The 17578-nt window shown below is 68.1% G+C and carries 14 protein-coding genes and 1 pseudogene; 7 read left to right on the forward strand and 8 right to left on the reverse strand.

Going from position 1 to position 17578, the window contains the following annotated elements; all coding sequences use genetic code 11:
* Positions 1-125: 125 nt before the first annotated feature.
* From AC5P9I_RS10235 to AC5P9I_RS10250, 4 genes are all read right to left on the reverse strand, one after another.
* Positions 126-743, reverse strand: coding sequence for an HD-GYP domain-containing protein (locus AC5P9I_RS10235; RefSeq protein ID WP_049466880.1), 618 nt, complete (start codon positions 741-743; stop codon positions 126-128).
* Between the two features lie 45 nt (positions 744-788).
* On the reverse strand, positions 789-4253 hold the full coding sequence (gene mfd / locus AC5P9I_RS10240; protein WP_130768590.1) for a transcription-repair coupling factor: 3465 nt from the start codon (positions 4251-4253) through the stop codon (positions 789-791).
* A gap of 149 nt (positions 4254-4402) precedes the next feature.
* Positions 4403-4948, reverse strand: coding sequence for a GNAT family N-acetyltransferase (locus AC5P9I_RS10245; RefSeq protein WP_014646444.1), 546 nt, complete (start codon positions 4946-4948; stop codon positions 4403-4405).
* A gap of 95 nt (positions 4949-5043) precedes the next feature.
* The gene (locus AC5P9I_RS10250; RefSeq protein ID WP_049466883.1) at positions 5044-5901 is read right to left on the reverse strand and encodes a 23S rRNA (adenine(2030)-N(6))-methyltransferase RlmJ; all 858 of its coding nucleotides are present in this window, start codon (positions 5899-5901) and stop codon (positions 5044-5046) included.
* A 35-nt stretch (positions 5902-5936) separates the two neighbouring features.
* On the opposite strand from AC5P9I_RS10250, the gene creB reads away from it, so the two are divergent.
* The 7 genes from creB (at position 5937) to AC5P9I_RS10285 (ending at position 13778) form a co-directional block, all read left to right on the forward strand.
* The gene (creB, locus tag AC5P9I_RS10255) at positions 5937-6659 is read left to right on the forward strand and encodes a two-component system response regulator CreB (RefSeq protein WP_080375629.1); all 723 of its coding nucleotides are present in this window, start codon (positions 5937-5939) and stop codon (positions 6657-6659) included.
* A 2-nt stretch (positions 6660-6661) separates the two neighbouring features.
* A complete protein-coding gene (gene creC / locus AC5P9I_RS10260) occupies positions 6662-8122 on the forward strand; it encodes a two-component system sensor histidine kinase CreC (RefSeq protein ID WP_049466885.1) in 1461 nt (486 codons plus the stop codon).
* Positions 8123-8203: 81 nt separating this feature from the next.
* Entirely contained in the window at positions 8204-9523 is a 1320-nt protein-coding gene (creD, locus tag AC5P9I_RS10265; protein WP_049466888.1) for a cell envelope integrity protein CreD, read from the forward strand.
* A 10-nt stretch (positions 9524-9533) separates the two neighbouring features.
* Complete coding sequence (locus AC5P9I_RS10270) at positions 9534-9944, forward strand: hypothetical protein (RefSeq protein WP_049466889.1); 411 nt, start codon at positions 9534-9536, stop codon at positions 9942-9944.
* Positions 9945-10100: 156 nt separating this feature from the next.
* Complete coding sequence (locus AC5P9I_RS10275) at positions 10101-11693, forward strand: M20/M25/M40 family metallo-hydrolase (protein ID WP_088476018.1); 1593 nt, start codon at positions 10101-10103, stop codon at positions 11691-11693.
* A gap of 155 nt (positions 11694-11848) precedes the next feature.
* The gene (gltX, locus tag AC5P9I_RS10280) at positions 11849-13252 is read left to right on the forward strand and encodes a glutamate--tRNA ligase (RefSeq protein ID WP_049466891.1); all 1404 of its coding nucleotides are present in this window, start codon (positions 11849-11851) and stop codon (positions 13250-13252) included.
* Between the two features lie 34 nt (positions 13253-13286).
* Positions 13287-13778 carry a Fur family transcriptional regulator gene (locus tag AC5P9I_RS10285; RefSeq protein WP_004150412.1) on the forward strand — a complete coding sequence of 164 codons (492 nt, stop codon included), beginning with the start codon at positions 13287-13289 and terminating at the stop codon, positions 13776-13778.
* Between the two features lie 111 nt (positions 13779-13889).
* On the opposite strand, the gene AC5P9I_RS10290 is transcribed toward AC5P9I_RS10285, so the two are convergent.
* The 4 genes and pseudogenes from AC5P9I_RS10290 to AC5P9I_RS10305 form a co-directional block, all read right to left on the reverse strand.
* Complete coding sequence (locus tag AC5P9I_RS10290; RefSeq protein ID WP_049466896.1) at positions 13890-15044, reverse strand: HlyD family secretion protein; 1155 nt, start codon at positions 15042-15044, stop codon at positions 13890-13892.
* A 10-nt stretch (positions 15045-15054) separates the two neighbouring features.
* Positions 15055-16728 (reverse strand): MFS transporter, encoded by a 1674-nt coding sequence (locus tag AC5P9I_RS10295; protein ID WP_049466893.1) that lies wholly within the window; start codon positions 16726-16728, stop codon positions 15055-15057.
* Positions 16728-17294 carry a TetR/AcrR family transcriptional regulator gene (locus AC5P9I_RS10300; protein WP_019659167.1) on the reverse strand — a complete coding sequence of 189 codons (567 nt, stop codon included), beginning with the start codon at positions 17292-17294 and terminating at the stop codon, positions 16728-16730. Before AC5P9I_RS10300 ends, AC5P9I_RS10295 begins: the two co-directional genes overlap by 1 nt.
* Before the next feature lie 159 nt (positions 17295-17453).
* Positions 17454-17578, reverse strand: a pseudogene (locus tag AC5P9I_RS10305) (IS110 family transposase); the annotation flags it as partial.

Raw genomic sequence — 17578 nt, forward strand, 5'->3', positions numbered from 1 at the left:
CGCCGACTGGTAGAGTCGACTGTTAGTCGACTATCGCGCGCAGCGCGGGATTTTCGCGATCTGGACGAAGAGCAGTCGACTAACAGTCGACTCTACCGGCGGGTTGTTTCACCGTCGGGAAGATCTCAGGCCAGCGCCGGCGCGCGCGCCAGCATGCGATGGAAGCGCTGCAGCACGTAGGGGTCCACCAGCCCGCCAGACTGCGCTTCGATGATCCGCAACGCGGTTTCGTGCTCCATCGCGTCGCGATACGGGCGTACGCTGGTCAGCGCATCGTAGGCATCGACGATGGTGACGATGCGCGCGCCCAGCGGGATGGCCTCGCCGCGCAATCCGTCGGGGTAGCCGCTGCCATCGAAGGCTTCGTGATGGGCGCGGATCAGCCGTGCTACCGGTGCGGCATCGCTGCGGCCGGTGGCCAGGAAGATATGCTCGCCGCGCACCGGATGCTCGCGCATGATCGCGCGTTCTTCTTCGGTATGCTGGCGCGGCGCCAGCAGAACATCGTCGGGTATGCCGATCTTGCCGATGTCGTGGAAGCGTGCGGCCAGGCCGATCTGCGCACAGGCCGGGGGGGCGAGATCGCAGTGCGTGGCCAGGCAGCGGGCCAGCAGGCCCACGCGGTCGCAGTGGTGACGGGTATAGGCGTCGCGCATCTGCAGCGACATCGAGAGGGCATCGATCAGGCAGGCCTGCGCGTGCAGCAGGTCGGGGGCGGGTACGGCGTCAGGAAACATGGTCATCCGCCCGCACCGGCTGCGCGCCGATGCGGGTGTGCGGGGGGGCGATCAACCCGGGGCGAGGGTGGTCAGAAGGGCGCGGGCCGCGTTGAAGCGGTCTTCCGGCAACGGCAGCGGATGCTTGATGCGCAGCTTGTCAGGCCCTTCCATGGCGTAGAGGTTCGGTTGCTTCTGGATCAGCTGGATCACCGCCATCGGGTCGATGTTGGGCTTGGACTCGAACACGATGCGGCCACCGTTCTCGCCCAGGTCCAGCTTGCGGATGCCCAGCGTGTTGGCCTTCAACTTCAGCTCGGCGATGGCGAACAGGTGCTTGGCTGCATCCGGCAGCAGGCCGAAGCGGTCGATCATCTCCACCTGCAGCTCACGCAGCGCGTCGCTGTCGCGCGCGCTGGAAATGCGCTTGTACAGCGTCAGGCGGGTGTGCACGTCGGGCAGGTAGTCTTCCGGGATCAGCGCCGGCACATGCAGCTCGACCTCGGCGCCGCGTACTTCCTCGCCGGCATCCAGGTCGGGCAGCTTGCCCAGCCTGATGCTGCGCACCGCGCGCTCCAGCAGCTCGGTGTACAGGCTGAAGCCGACTTCGGCCATCTGCCCGCTCTGGTCCTCGCCGAGCAGTTCACCGGCGCCACGGATCTCCAGATCGTGCGTGGCCAGGGTGAAACCGGCACCCAGTTCGTCCATCGAGGCGATCGCTTCCAGGCGCTTTTCGGCATCGGGCGTGATCGCGCGGCGGTCAGGGGTGATCAGGTAGGCGTAGGCGCGGTGGTGTGAACGCCCGACGCGGCCGCGCAGCTGATGCAGCTGGGCCAGGCCGAAGCGGTCGGCGCGGTTGATGATGATGGTGTTGGCGTTGGGGATGTCGATGCCGGACTCGATGATCGTGGTCGACAGCAGCACGTTGAAGCGCTGCTTCTGGAAATCCAGCATCACCTTTTCCAGCTCGCGCTCGGGCATCTGCCCGTGCGCGATACCGATACGGGCTTCGGGCACCAGCTCGGACAGCTCGCGCTGCATGCGGCCGATGCTCTCCACGTCGTTGTGCAGGAAGTACAGCTGGCCACCACGCGCCAGCTCGCGCTGGAACGCCTCGTGCAGCAGAGCGTTGTCCCACTGGGTGATGAAGGTCTGCACCGCCAGCCGGTTCGGCGGCGGCGTGGCGATGATCGACAGGTCGCGCAGGCCGGCCATGGCCATGTTCAACGTGCGCGGGATCGGTGTGGCGGTCAGGGTCAGCAGGTGCACATTGGCGCGCAGCGCCTTCAGCGCTTCCTTCTGGCGCACGCCGAAACGCTGCTCTTCGTCGACGATGACCATGCCCAGGTCCTTGAACTTCACGTCCGGCTGCAGCAGGCGGTGGGTGCCGACGATCACGTCGATGGTGCCGGCGGCGACCTTCTCCAGTTCGGCCTTGATTTCCTTGCTGGTCTTGAAGCGCGACAGCACCTCGACCTTCAGCGGGTAATCGGCGAAACGGTCGCGGAAATTGCGGTAGTGCTGCTCGGCCAGCAGCGTGGTTGGCACCAGCACGGCCACCTGCTTGCCGGCGCTGGCCGCGGCGAAGGCAGCCCGCACCGCAACCTCGGTCTTGCCGAAGCCCACGTCGCCGCAGACCACGCGGTCCATCGGCTGGCTGCTGGCCAGGTCACGCAGCGTGGCATCGATCGCCGCCAGCTGGTCCGGGGTTTCCTCGAACGGGAAACCGGCCGCGAACGGCTCGTACATCGCGCGGTCCACCTGCAATGCCAGGCCGGCACGCGCCTGGCGGCGGGCCTGGATTTCCAGCAGTTCGGCGGCAACGTCGCGCACCTTCTCGGCGGCCTTGCGCTTGGCCTTGCTCCACTGCTCGCCACCGAGCGAGTGCAGCGGCGCGGTTTCCGGCGACGCACCGGAGTAGCGGCTGATCAGGTGCAGCTGCGCGACCGGCACATACAGCCGGTCGCCCTTGGCGTACTCGATTTCCAGGAACTCGCCGGGCATGCCGCCGACATCCATTGCGATCAGGCCACGGTAGCGGCCGACGCCATGGTCCTCGTGCACGATCGGCGCGCCTTCGGTCAGTTCGCCGAGGTCGCGGATGATCGCTTCCGGCTCGCGCCCGGCACGGCGCGTGCGGCGGGTGCTGCCGGCGCGCTCGGGGAACAGCTGGCGCTCGGTCAGTACCGCGATGCGCGGGTCGTCCAGCGCGAAGCCATCTTCCAGCGGCGCCACCGCGATCGCGAAGCGCGCATCGTCGGCGAGGAAGCCGGGCAGGTCGGCCACCACCGGCGGCTTCAGTTCAGCGGCCTGCAACACTTCCAGCAGGGCCTCGCGGCGGCCGGGCGAATCGGCCGCGATCAGCACCCGGCCCGGGTAATGGCCGAGGAAGGATTTCAGCGCCTCGCCGGCCGGCGCATCGCGCGCCGCCACCGGCAGCGGTGGCAGCGGCTGGTCGCCCAGCGCGTGCGCGTCGGCGATGCGTGCGTGGTCCGCCGACCACACCTCGATGCGCGGGGCATCATTGAGGCGCTCGCGCAGCAGCTCCGGTGACAGGTACAGCGCCGACGGCGGCAGCAGCGGGCGCTCCACATCATGGCGGCGCTGCTCATAGCGGTCAGCGGTCTGCGCCCAGAACGCGACGGACGCTTCATACGCACCGGTACAGACCACCGGCAGGCTGCCGTCAGGCAGATAGTCGAACAGCGTCGCGGTGCGCTCGAAGAACAGCGGCAGGTAGTACTCGACGCCGGCCGGGGCCAGCCCGGACTTCAGATCCTGGTACAGCGAACTGCGGCGGGTGTCCACGTCGAAGCGCTCGCGCAGGGTGGCCAGCACGCGGGCGATGCTGGCCTCGTCCATCGGCACTTCGCGGCCGGGCAGCATGTGCACGGCGTCGACCTTGTCCAGCGAGCGCTGGCTTTCCGGGTCGAAGGCGCGGATCGAGTCGATGTCCTCGTCCAGCAGCTCGATCCGCAGCGGCTCGTCGGCACCCATCGGGAACACGTCGAGCAGGCCACCGCGCACGGCGAAGTCACCCGGGTCCATCACCTGCGGCACGTTGCGGTAGCCGGCGCTTTCCAAGCGCCGCCTCTCGGCGTCCAGGTCCAGGCGCTGGCCGACCTTCAGGTCGAAGCTGCCACCGATCACGTAGCTGCGCGGGGCCAGCTGCTGCAGCAGGGTCTGCACCGGCACGATCACCAGGCCGCGCTTCAGCGTGGGCAGGCGGTGCAGGGCGGCCAGGCGCTGCGAGATGATGTCCGGGTGCGGGCTGAAGCGGTCGTAGGGCAGGGTTTCCCAGTCCGGGAAGGCGACCACCGGCACGGCCGGGTCGCCGCCGAGCAGGGTCTGCAGGTCGGCTTCGAGCTGGTTGGCCCCGTGGTTGTCACGGGCGATCACCAGCAGCGGGGCATCGTGCGAGCGCGCGGCCTGGGCCAGGTACCAGGCCAGGGCGGTCGGCGATGCGGGGGCGCGCCACCAGGCGCGGAGCTGGCCGGCGCGCGGCAGCGGCGGGGCGGGGTATGAGGTACGCGACATGGACCGCCGATTTTAGCAGAAGCCCGGTCAACGCCCGTCCGGTCGTGCCGGCCGCTGGCTGGCCGCCTCATGTACCGTTGGGGTTTGGCAATGCCGGCCAGCGGCCGGCATTACCGGAATGCGTCGGCGGGCAAGGCCCGGCGCCTCCGTCAGTTGTCCAGCTCCAGCACCATGCGCACCAGCCCCTCGGCACCGGCCGGGTGCGGCACCGGCTTGAAGCCCAGCGAGGCGGCCAGCTGCTTCATCGGCTCGTTTTCGGCGGCAACATCGCCGTACAGGCGGTCCAGGTACTTGCCACGGCCCCACTTCACCAGCTTGCGCATCAACTGCCGGCCCAGGCCCTGGCCGATCAGGAAGCGGCTGATCAGGATCGCGTACTCGGCCTCGCGGGTACCGGGGATGATCGAGGCCCGGGCAACCGCGCCGACCACCGCTTCGCCCGCGGGCAGCGATTCGGCTGCGACCAGGGTGATCTCGGTCTTGGGATTGGGATGGGTCAGGCGCTGGGTGGTTTCCGGCGACAGCTCGGTCACCGCCTGCAGGAAACGATCGCGGATTTCTTCCGGCCCGAACAGGCTGAACGCCGCTTGCAGCGGTGCGCCATCTTCCGGGCGGATGGGGCGGATCAGCAGCTCGTGGCCGCTGGGAGCCTTGAAGATCTCATGCCAGGGCGGCATGCGGTTGCGAGTGGCCATACCGGGTGATTCCTTGGTGGTCCATCGATTGTGGCATCACCGGGGCTGCATTCCGTGAACGAAAGGCTCACGGCGGTACAGCCTCGTGAAGGCCGCTATTCGGGGGCTTTGAGCCAGTCCAGGCGGGTGCTGGCGCCGGGTTCGCCGAGGTGCTGGCGCAACGCCGGCAGGGCCGGGCCGACCACCCGGTCGAACTGCCATGGCGGGTTGAGCAGCAGCATGCCACTGCCATTGAGGCGCAGCGGCGAGTCGTCCGGACGCACCAGGAACTCGATCGTCATCGCCGATTTCACCGGCAGGGCGGAGGCCTTGCGCAGGAAATGCAGGATGGTGCGGCGCTGCTTGATCGGGAACCAGACCGCACAGGTGGCCTGCGGCCAGCGCGCCAGGGTCTCGGCCAGGGCGGCCAGGATGTTCTGGTACTCGGCGTCCTGCGCCTCGTAGGGCGGGTCGATCAGCACCAGGCCCCGACCGATCTTGCTGCCGTTGAATTTCGGCGGCAGCAGCGAACGCAGCAGGGCGTAGCCGTCGCCGGCGCGCACGTCGACGCGGCTGTCATGGGCGAACAGTGCCTTCAGCGTGGCCGTTTCAGCTTCCTGCAGTTCGCACACCGCCATCCGGTCCTGCGCACGCATCGCCTGGGCGCTCAGCAGCGGCGAACCGGGGTAATTGGTCAGTGCCCCCACCGGATTGTCGGCCTGCACGGCCTTCAGATAGCGCTCGACCACCTCCGGCAGCCTGGGCTGTGCCATCAGCCGCATGATCCCCGATTCGGCCTCCAGGGTCTTGCGGCTCTCTTCGCTGGCCAGCAGGTAGCGGCCGGCACCGCCGTGGGTGTCCAGCACGAAGAACGGGCTGTCCTTGCGCTTGAAGCTGTCGATCAGGGCCAGCTGCACGATGTGTTTGAGCACGTCGGCGTGGTTGCCGGCATGGAAGGCGTGGCGATAGTTCATGGGCGGCAGTGTACGGGGCGGCGGCCGCAGCGGCTATGCTGCGCGCCATGACAGCTCCCGTTGCCCATGTCCTGGTGGTCGAGGACGAAGCCGCCATCGCCGAAACCGTGCTGTACGCGCTGCGCAGCGAAGGCTATGCCGCCAGCCACTGCCTGCTGGGCGGGGAGGCCCTGCAGCGGCTGCAGGCCGGTGATATCGACGTGGTGGTGCTGGACGTGGGCCTGCCCGACCTGGGCGGTTTCGAGGTCTGCCGGCGGCTGCGCGCGCAGCCCGGGCCGGCGGCGCAGCTGCCGGTGATCTTCCTGACCGCCCGCAATGATGAAGTGGACCGCGTGCTCGGCCTGGAGCTGGGCGCCGACGACTACATGACCAAGCCGTTCTCGCCGCGCGAACTGGTGGCGCGGGTGCGCGCGCGGCTGCGTCGTGCGGCACCGGCGGTGGCAGCAACCAGCGCCGAGGCGGGCTGGCAGGAACATGGCGCCTTCGCCATCGACCGCGAAGGCCGGCGCATCCGCTTCCGTGGCCACGCGCTGGACCTGACCCGTTACGAGTACGCGCTGCTGGAGGCCCTGCTGCAGCGGCCGGGGGCGATCCTCAGCCGTGCCCAGCTGATGGATCGCGGATGGGACAGCAGTGCCGACAGCGCCGACCGAACGGTCGACACCCACGTAAAGACCCTGCGCGCCAAGCTGCGCGCGGCCGGCGCCAGCGACCCGATCCGCACCCACCGTGGCCTCGGCTACGCGCTGGAGGTCTAGCCATGCGCCTGGTACTGAAGCTGTTCCTCGGCTTCTTCCTGATCACCGGCATCGCCGCGTTCTTCGTGATGCGCGTGTTCGTCAACGAGGTGAAGCCCGGCGTGCGCCAGGCGATGGAGTCGACCCTGGTCGATGCTGCCAACGTGCTGGCCGAGATGGCGGCCGCCGACGTCAAGGCGGGCACGCTCCGCAGCGGCAGTTTCACCCGCAACCTGGCCAAGGCGCGGCAGCGCGACCTGAAGGCGATGGTCTGGCGCTTCCCTAAGCGCTCGCTGGACTATCGGGTGACCATCACCGACGCCAAGGGCATCGTCATCTATGACTCGCTGGGCCGCGACCTGGGGCGCGACAACTCGCGCTGGAACGACGTGTACCGCACCCTGCGAGGCGAGTACGGTGCCCGTTCCAGCCCCGAGATCCCGGGTCAGGAAGGCGATACGGTCATGCATGTGGCCGCGCCGGTATACGACCCGGCCGATGGGCGGACCCTGATCGGCGTGCTCAGCCTGGCCCAGCCCAATCGGAGCATCGATCCGTTCATCGCCGCCAGCCAGCGCGCCATCATCGAGCGCGGTGCCTGGCTGATCGGATTGTCGGCACTGGTCGGCGTGCTGGTGACGATGTGGCTCACCACCGGCCTGGGCCAGCTGAGCCGCTATGCGCGCGCGGTCACTGCCGGCGAACCGGTGCCGCCGCCGCGGCGGCGCCGCGACGAGATCGGCGACCTGGGCCAGGCTTTGGAAACGATGCGCCGCAAGCTGGAAGGCAAGGCCTACGTCGAGCAGTACGTGCAGTCACTGACGCATGAAATGAAGAGCCCGCTGGCGGCGATCCGCGGTGCTGCCGAGCTGCTGCAGGAACCCTTGCCGGAGGCTGACCGCGTGCATTTCGCGCGCAGCATCGTCGACCAGCAGGAGCGGTTGACCGAGACCATCGACAAGCTGCTGGCCCTGGCCGAGGTGGAACAGCATGGCTGGTTGCAGACCCGCGACCCCATCGCGCTGCCGTCGCTGCTGGCCGATGCGGCAGCGTCCGCGCAGGTGCGCGCGCAGGCGGCCGGCGTGCAGGTCAGCATCGGCAGCGCGCCCGACCTGCGCGTGCAGGGCGACGCCTATCTGCTGCGGCAGGCGCTGCACAACCTGATCGACAACGCGATCGCCTTCTCGCCGGCCGGCGCGGACATCGCGCTGCAGGCCGAGGTGGATGGGCAGGGCGTGCGCCTGCAGGTGGCCGACCGCGGTACCGGCATTCCCGACTATGCGCGCGAACGCGTGTTCGAGCGCTTCTATTCGCTGGCGCGACCGGGCAGCGGCCGGCGCAGTTCCGGCCTGGGCCTGCCGTTCGTGCAGGAGGTCGCGCGCCTGCATGACGGCCGCGCCAGCGTCGACGCCCGCGACGGCGGTGGCACCGTGGCCAGCCTGTGGCTGCCGTTGGCGAACCCGGGCCAGCGCCCGCGCCGCTGACTTCACCCTCGCTTCAAATTCGCCACAAACCCCGCTCACCGCGGCGGTCCATCCTGCAGCCCTCTCCAACGAGGATGGACCATGAAATCCCTGAAGATGCTGCTGCGGTTCGCCATTGTCGGCGGGCTGATCCTGTTGCTGCTGGTGCCGCTGATGATGATCCGCGGCGTCATCAACGAGCGCAGCCAGTACAGTGACGAAGCCTTTACCCGGGTGGCCGACAGCCGCGCCGGGGCGCAGCAGCTGGTGGGGCCGGTACGGGTGGTGCCGTGGGTGGAACGCAAGCAGGTTGAACTTGTTGACCCGCTGGGCGTCAAGAAGACCGAGATCCAGGTGACCGAGGGCCACTGGCTGCAGATGCCGGCGTCGCTGGAGGTGGGTGGCGAGATGCTGCCGAGCCAGCGCGAGGTCGGCCTGTTCAAGGTGCCGGTGTACAGCTGGAACGGCCAGCTGAAGGCGAGCTTCGCCGCCGACGACTATCCGGTGAAGGCGGGACGCACGTATGGGCAGCCGTACGTTGCCCTCGGGGTTTCCGATGTGCGTGGCCTGGTGGGAACGCCGAACCTGCGGGTGGACGGCAAGCCGCTGCGACTGTTGCCGGGCGTCGGCGCGGCCAGCGAGATCGGGCGTGGCCTGCATGCGCCGGTAAGGGGTTTCGCGGTGGATCAGGGCGGCACCCTCGCGGCCAGTACCGTTGAGCTGGACCTGCGCCTGGATGGCAGCCGCATGCTGTCGGTGGTGCCGGTGGGTGACGACACCCGCATCGCGCTGCGGTCGAGCTGGCCGCATCCGTCGTTCAGCGGTGCTTTCCTGCCCAACGAGCGCCGCGTCGATGCCGGCGGCTTCGATGCACAGTGGGCGGTGTCTTCGCTGGCCTCCGACGCACAGCGCCAGCTGCGTAGCGACGGCGCCATCGATTCGCAGGCAGTGACGGTGTCGCTGGTCGATCCGGTCGATGCCTACACGCAGGCCGACCGGGCCTCCAAGTACGGCGTGCTGTTCGTGGTGCTGACCTTCGTCGGCTTCATCCTGTTCGAGCTGATCAAGTCGCTGCGCATCCATCCGCTGCAGTACCTGATGGTCGGGCTGGCGCTGGCGATCTTCTTCCTGCTGCTGATCAGCCTGTCCGAGCACATCGCTTTCTGGAAGGCCTACCTGGTTTCGGCGGTGGCCTGTATCGGCCTGCAGGCGGTGTACCTGGCCAACGTGCTGGGCCACTGGAAGCGCGGCCTGGGCTTCGCTGCGCTGCTGACCGTGCTGTACGGCGCGCTGTATGGCCTGCTGGTGTCGGAGAACAACGCTCTGCTGATGGGGTCGCTGCTGCTGTTCGTGATCCTGGCGCTGGCGATGTGGGTGACCCGCCGGGTCGACTGGTACGCGCTCGGCGCGGACCTGAAGTAAGGAGCGCGCCATGGGCTGGCGCCAGAGTTTCCGGCAACGGGCGCGGCAGGGCATTCCGGCTCTGCTGGAAGTGGATGCACTGCTGCAGGCACATGGCGTGCTGGCGGCCCTGCCGGGGGCACGGATCGCCCCCGGCCTGGTCCGCTTCCAGCTGGCGGCGGTGACCTGCGAGGGACTGCGGGGCCAGGGACTGGCCTGGTTGCAGCACGCGCGGCAGGGACGCGGCGCGCTGGCGGGGAAGGTGCCGCGCTACCGGCCATGGAAGGCCGGGGCGGACGCGCTGGCCGAGATCGGCATCGGCGGCCTGCCCGATGACTGGCCTGCGCATGCGGCGGTGTACGGTTGCAGCAGCTTCGACCGGCGGCACTGGTTGCTGCTGCTCCCGGAGCGGGCGCAGCTGTGGCTGGGGTGGAGTGGGTGAAGCGGCTCGGCAGGTGCGAACCAAGCACTCTTCTGTGGGTGCGAACCGTGGTTCGCACGCTTCTACCGCTGTCCATGACCGATGGGACGGTATCCGCCCGTCCCCGCTGGCTAGACTCGGTGGGTTGATGATCGAGCCGAAGGGCAGGGGTGCGATGTGTTGAAGTGGGGTGTGCTGGCCGTAGCGCTGGCGATCGGGGGCAATGCCGTGGCGCAGCAGCGCGAGGCGGTGGACCTGGACATGGTCAGCCGCATCCGGCAGGAGGCGTTCCACCGTTCGCAGGTGATGGACACCTTCAGCTATCTCACCGAGCGCATCGGCCCGCGCCTGACCAACTCGCCGGCGATGGGCCGCGCCAACGCATGGACCCGCGGCAAGTTCACCGAATGGAAGCTGGACAACGTCCACGATGAAGCCTTTGATGACTTCGGCCGTGGCTGGGAGTTCACCTCGGCCAGCGTGGAAATGCTGGGTGACCGCATCCAGCCGCTGCATGCGCTGCCGAAGGCCTGGACGCCGGGCACGAACGGGCCGGTCGAAGGCGAACTGGTGCAGGTCGACATCAAGAAGCCCGAAGACATCGAGAAGTACCGCGGCAAGCTGCGCGGCAAAATCCTGCTGCTGGGCGAGGCGCGCGAGTACAAGCGCGGCACCGAACCGGATTCGCACCGGCACGACGCGACCTCGCTGGAAGGCCTGCAGGCGTTCACCGTGCCCAAGGACCAGGACGCCACCGCCGAGCGCGCCAAGCGGGTCAAGGAATACCAGGAGCGCCAGCTGCTGGCGAGCAAGGTCAACGCCTTCTTCGTCGAAGAGGGCGCGCTGGCCTCGATCAGCGTCAGCAGCTGGGACAACGGCATCATCCGCGTCGCCGGTGGCGGTTCGCGCAAGGCCGGCGAGGCGGTCGGCATTCCCGAGCTGGCGATGATCAGCGAGCACTTCAACCCGCTGGTGCGCGCGCTGAAGGCCAAGCAGCCCGTGCGCCTGCGCGTGGACGTGGCCGCGCGCTTCACTGACGAGGCCGACCAGCCCGGCTACAACACGCTGGCCGAGATCCGTGGCAGCAGCAAGCCCGATGAAGTGGTGATGATCGGTGCGCACCTGGATTCCTGGCACAGCGGCACGGGCGCAGCCGACAACGCCGCCGGCGTGGCGGTGATGATGGAGGCGATGCGCATCCTCAAGGCCACTGGCGCCAAGCCCAAGCGCACGATCCGCGTGGCGCTGTGGAGCGGCGAAGAGCAGGGGCTGATCGGCTCGCAGGCATATGTGGCCAAGCATTTCGGCCGGTTCCCGGAGCCCACCGACCCGGCCCAGAAGGCGCTGCCGGCGTCGCTGCGCGAGCCAACCGGTGCGCTGCAGAAGACCCGCGATTACAGCAGGTTCCAGGTCTACTTCAACATGGACAACGGCTCGGGCCGGTTCCGTGGCATCTACGCGCAGGAAAACCTGGCGGCTATGCCGATCTTCGAAGCCTGGCTGGCCCCGTTCCATGACGTGGGCGCCACCACCGTGGCCACCCGCAACACCGGCAGCACCGACCACATCAGCTTCGACCGCATCGGCCTGCCGGGCTTCCAGTTCATCCAGGACCGGCTGGACTACTTCACCAATGTCCACCACAGCCACCTGGACACCTGGGACCACGCCGAGCCGGAAGACCTGAAGCAGGCCGCGGCCATCGTCGCCTCGTTCGCCTACAACGCCGCCATGCGCGAGCAGCCGTTCCCGCGCAAGGCCGAACCGTAAAAGGGGACGGAGGGGATTAAGTCGTATCTCCCCTCCGTTGCCCGGTTGCAGTGCCCACGGGCTGGGCAATCGCGACTTAATCCCCTCCGTCCCCTTTTTCCGTCGGGGGCGGTGGGCTGGTAAAATCGGGGGGATTCCCGTTCCTCGAGCCCTCCATGACCTGCCGCACCCGCTTCGCCCCCAGTCCCACCGGTTACCTGCATATCGGTGGTGCCCGCACCGCGCTGTACTGCTGGCTGGAGGCCCGCCACCGCGGCGGCGAGTTCGTGCTGCGCATCGAGGACACTGACCGTGAACGCAGCACCCAGGGCGCGATCGACGCCATCCTGGAGGCGATGGACTGGCTGGGCCTGGATTACGACGAAGGCCCGATCTACCAGACCGACCGCGTTGCCCGCTACCGGGAAGTGGCCGAGCAGCTGATCGCTGAAGGCAAGGCGTACTACGCCTATGAAACCCGCGAAGAACTGGACGCCATGCGCGAGGCCGCCACGGCCAGGCAGGAGAAGCCGCGCTACAACGGCGCCGCGCGCGAGCTCGGCCTGCCGTACCGGGACGACCCGAACCGTGTCATCCGCTTCAAGAATCCGCTGGAAGGCACGGTGGTGTTCGATGACCTGATCAAGGGCCGCATCGAGATCGCCAACAGCGAGCTGGATGACATGGTGATCTTCCGCCCGGATGGCTACCCGACCTACAACTTCGCGGTGGTGGTGGACGACTGGGACATGGGCATCACCGAGGTCATCCGCGGCGACGACCACATCAACAACACCCCGCGCCAGATCAACCTGTACGAAGGCATCGGGGCCCCGGTGCCGAAGTTCGGCCACATGCCGATGATCCTGGACGAGCAGGGCGCCAAGCTGTCCAAGCGCACCGGTGCGGCCGACGTGATGCAGTACAAGGACGCCGGCTACCTGCCCGACGCGCTGCTGAGCTATTTGGCCCGCCTGGGCTGGTCGCACGGTGACCAGGAGCTGTTCAGCCGCCAGGAGCTGATCGACCTGTTCGACGTGAAGGACTGCAATTCCAAGGCCTCGCGCCTGGACATGGCCAAGCTGGGCTGGGTCAACCAGCACTTCCTGAAGACCGAGGACGTGGCCAGCATCGTGCCGCACCTGGTCTACCAGCTGCAGAAACTGGGCCTGGACGTGGCCGCCGGCCCGGCCCCGGAGGACGTGGTGATCGCCCTGCGTGAACGCGTGCAGACCCTGAAGGAAATGGCCGAGAAGGCCGTGGTCTGGTACCAGCCGTTGACCGAGTACGACGAAGCGGCGGTGGCCAAGCACCTCAAGGCCGGTGCCGAGGTCGCGCTGGGCAAGGCCCGCGAGCTGCTGGCGGCGTTGCCGGAGTGGACCGCCGAGGCGGTGGGCGTGGCCCTGCATGACGCGGCGGCGGCACTGGAAATCGGCATGGGCAAGGTCGCCCAGCCGCTGCGCGTGGCCATCACCGGCACCCAGGTCAGTCCTGACATTTCCCACACCGTGTACCTGGCCGGCCGCGAGCAGGCCTTGAAACGCATCGATGTGGCCATCACCAAGGTAGCAACGGCCTGACGCATCCCCGCCAGGCCCGAACCGGAGAACACGCATGCCCGCCAAGACCGCCACTGCCTGTACCGCCCCGCACCACCACGTCCACGACGCATCGGATTTCGTGGCGGTGGTCGAGCGTGTCTCGCGCGAACGCGGGCTGCGCCTGACCCCGATCCGCGCCAATGTGCTGAAGCTGATCGCCGAGGCCGGCAAGCCGGTCAAGGCCTACGAGCTGCTGGAATGGGTGCGCAACGGCAAGGGCGTGGGCGCGGATGCCCCGCCCACCGTGTACCGCGCGCTGGACTTTCTGATGGCCAACGGGTTCGTGCACAAGCTGGAATCGGTGAATGCCTTCGTGGCCTGCCACCATCCCAGCAGTGCCGCGCATTCGGTGCCGTTCCTGATCTGCAACAGCTGCCACAGCGCAGTGGAGCTGGAAGACCGCGAGATCGTCACCCAGCTGGAGAAGCGCGCCAAGGAGCTGGGCTTCCAGCCACAGGCGCAGACGCTGGAAGTGCACGGCCTCTGCGCGCGCTGCGCCGGGTAACGGATCGGTAGTGCCGGCTGCTGGCCGGCATTTTGGAAACGGGGTCAGATCCCTTTGCCAGTGGCAAAGGGATCTGACCCCGTTTCATATCGGTGCGACAGGGCCTGCGTCCTAGTCCATCGGCTTGGACCGGGTATCCACCCGCACGATCACCGACATGCCCGGGCGCAGCCGTGCCGCCAGTTCCTGGCCCGGCTCGATCGATATCCGCACCGGCAGCCGCTGCACCACCTTGGTGAAGTTGCCGCTGGCATTGTCCGGGCGCAGCACGCTGAATTCCGACCCGGTGGCCGGCGCGATCTCCTGCACGCGGCCCCGCAGCACCTGGCCCTGGAACGCGTCCACTGAGAACGTGGCCGGCTGGCCGATCGCCATTCCCCAGGTCTGGCCCTCCTTGTAGTTGGCCACCACCCACAGCGTATCGGGGACCAGGAACAGCAGCTGCGAACCGGCCGCGACGTACTGGCCCACGCGTACGCTGGCCTCACTGATCTGGCCGTCGCGCGGCGCGTGGATCACCGTGTTGGCCAGGTCGATGCGTGCCAGCTCCAGCTGCGCCTGCGCGCTCTCCACCTGGGCCTCCAGGCTCTTGCGCGCCACCTGGGTCGATACCAGGGTCTCCTCGGCGATGCGGATCTGCGCCTGCGCCTGTTGCACGCTGGCCTGTGCCGACGCCTGGGTGGTGCGGAACTTGTCGCGGTCGTTGATGGACACCAGCTGCTGCGCCGCCAGTTCCTCGTAGCGTTTCAACTCATTGCGCGAACGCTGCAGTTCCGCCTGGCCGGCCGACAGCGTGGCGCGGGCGGACGCAATCTGTGCGCGGTTCTGCGCCTGTGACTGGTCCGAATTGGCCAGCGCCGCGCGCGCGCTGTCCAGCGTCGCCTGCGCCTGGGCCACGCGCTGCGCATAGATGCGGTCATCGATGCGCAGCAGCGGCTCGCCCTGCCGCACATGCTGGAAATCCTTCACCAGCACTTCGGTGACATAGCCGTTCACCTGGGGTGCCATCACCGTGATCTGCCCGCGCACGTAGGCGTTGTCGGTCACCATCACGCTGCTGGTGAACGGCCACAGGTGCCACGCGCGCAGGATCAGCGCGATGCCCAGCAGGGCCACCACCACCATCACTACCACGCTGCGCGCGCTGGGCTTGAGGTATTTCGGCGCGGCCGCCGGTTCAACGGGCGTGGGCGCAGGCGCCGCGTCGGTCGGCGGCGGTGGGGTCACGTTGTCGGCGTCGTCGGGTCGGGGCGGGACGGGGGGCATGGTCGAGAACTCAGCGGGGCGCGGCTGGCGTGGCCGCAATGGGAGGAGTGGGGTGGCGCTTGCGCCATTGCTTGCGTACGGCAGTGCGCAGCGAGAGCAGCAGCAGCCAGCACAGGAAGCCGATCGCCAGCCAGCCGCTCAGCGTGAACACGTCATTGAAGCCACGCACGTTGGCTTCGCGGCGCGTGGTCTGTGCCAGCTGCGCGCTGCCCTGCGCACTGCGCAGCACCGGGTCGGTGATCTGCGCAGCGTACAGCTGCTGCTGGATGCGCAGGCGTTGCGCGACCACCGGATCGGCCGGGTCGAGCTGGCTGGTCAACGCGCTGGAATAGAGTTGCTCCCGATGCAGCTGGAAGGTGCCCAGCACTGCCGAGCCGGCCAGGCCGCCGAGCGTCTGCGTGATCGACAGCGTCACCAGGAAGGTGATCATGTGGTCCACGCCCTGCTTCAGCGCGGCGGAAATGCCGAGCATGATCAGCGGGCCCATGAACATGCCGGCGCCCACCGACGCCAGGAACTGGCTGACATAGAAGTCGTGCGGCCGATCGAGGCTGGTGCGGTGCTGGTCGAAGAACGCGGCGGCTCCCAGCAGCAGGATCGCCATCAGCAACTGGGCGATCAACCGCTTGGGCCCGAAGGTCAACGCGGCGCCGGCGATGCCGGTGACCACGCCGGCCAGGATCACCACGAACAGCGGGCGCATCTGGTCCGGCCCCATGCCCAGCGTACGCATCAGGTTGACCACCCCGTAAGACTGCTCGGTGGTCAGGAAGCGGATCAGGAAGGCGCCGACGATGAAATGCAGGACCGGCAGCGTCGACAGCCAGCGGATCTGCAGCAACGGGTTGCGCCGGTAGTGCTCGATGATCAGGGCGGTGGTGGACAGCACGATCGAGGCGATCAGCGCCCAGCCCAGCCACGCAGTGTTGAGCCACCAGCGCGTGTAGCCCTGCGCCAGCACGATCACCAGCAGGGCAACGGCCGGGGCAAGCAGGGCGAAGGTGAGGAAATCCAGCGGTTCGAAGGCCTTGACCTGGATGCCCGGCGGCAGCTTCAGCAGCACCACCGCCGCGAACGCACACAGGGCCAGACCGGCCTCGAACGAGTACAGCTGGTGCCATTGGCCGGTATCGACCAGGCCCGGCGAGACGATCCAGGCAATCGGCACCGCCAGCTGCGAAAGGCCGACACCGATCACCAGCAGGTTGCCGGTGAACCTTCGCGGCAGTGCCTGCAGCATGTACAGCGTGCCCAGCGTTGAACACGCCGCGCCGGCGAAGCCGCTGGCGGCACGGGTCAGCATCGTGGTCTCGAAGCTGCCGACGAACAGGTGCAGCACTGCCAGCGCCGCATACAGGCCCAGCCCGATCTCGGCGAACAGGCGGATGCCGTACTGCTGGCGGAACTTGAAGGCCAGCAGGTTGGCGGTGACGTTGACCATGGCATAGGCCGCTACCAGCCAGCTGCCCTGGGTCGGTGTCAGTGCCAGCTGGCCCTGCAGGAACGGCAGGTTGGCGGTGACCAGCGCATTGCCGAGGCCGCCGGTGATCGCCACCAGCAGCGATACCAGCGCATAGGCCGCGCGCCGGTACGGCGGGTGCCAGGGCATCGACGCCGAGCCGGGCATGGTCGGCTTCTCATGCTCCTCCCAATCCGGAACCGGCTTCAGATACGGCTGGACCATCAACGGGCCTCGCTGGCAGCTCCCTGGAGACCCCCACGCAGCAGCTGCAGGGCGCGCCCGGCCAGCTGGGCGCGCTCGTCGCGGGTCTTGCCGCGAAGGGCCGCACCCAGCATGCCCGAGATCAGTGAAATATCCGTCTTTTCCAGGTCGGCACGGCACAGCCCGGCGGCCTTGGCGCGGGCGATCGGTTCCTCCAGCAGGTCGCGCACGGTCTCGCGCGCGGCGCGCATGGACGGCACGTCCGAATCGACCGCACGCCAGTAGTCGGCCAGTGCCGGCGAATCGATGATGCGCTGGGCCATGCCTTCGAACACCTCGAACAGGGCGTCGTCGCGGTCGCCGAGCTGTTCGACCTGGCGCCGGATGCGGTCGACCGTACGCTGCAGCAGCGCCTGGATCAGCGCGGTGCGGTCGGGGAAGTTGCGGTACAGGGTGGCGCGGCCCACCTGGGCACGTTCGACCACCAGGTCCAGCGGGGCGGTGACGCCATGTTGGCCGAAGACATGATCGGCGGCGTCGAGGATGAGGGCACGGCGGGCGGCAGCATCGGCACGTTGAGCGGTCATGGATTGATTTTCGGACAAAATTGTCCGTTTGGCGAGACAGTGAGTGACGGGATTGTCCGGTTGTTGTCGTACGCACATCTTTGTGACGGATGCGTGATGGCATCGCATCGATATGCGGGAACCCAATGGCTCCCGGAGGGGGCAGTAGCAACTGTCTTGTCAGGGGCAGCCGAGGGCCACCTCGGCGTCCCGCTTACGGGCGTTGAGGATCACCAGCATTTTGCGCATGACCGCCACGAGCGCCACCTTGCTCGCTTTGCCCTTGGCCTTCAGGCCAGCGTAAA

The sequence above is a fragment of the Stenotrophomonas sp. YJH_SMC_29 genome (assembly GCF_059371235.1).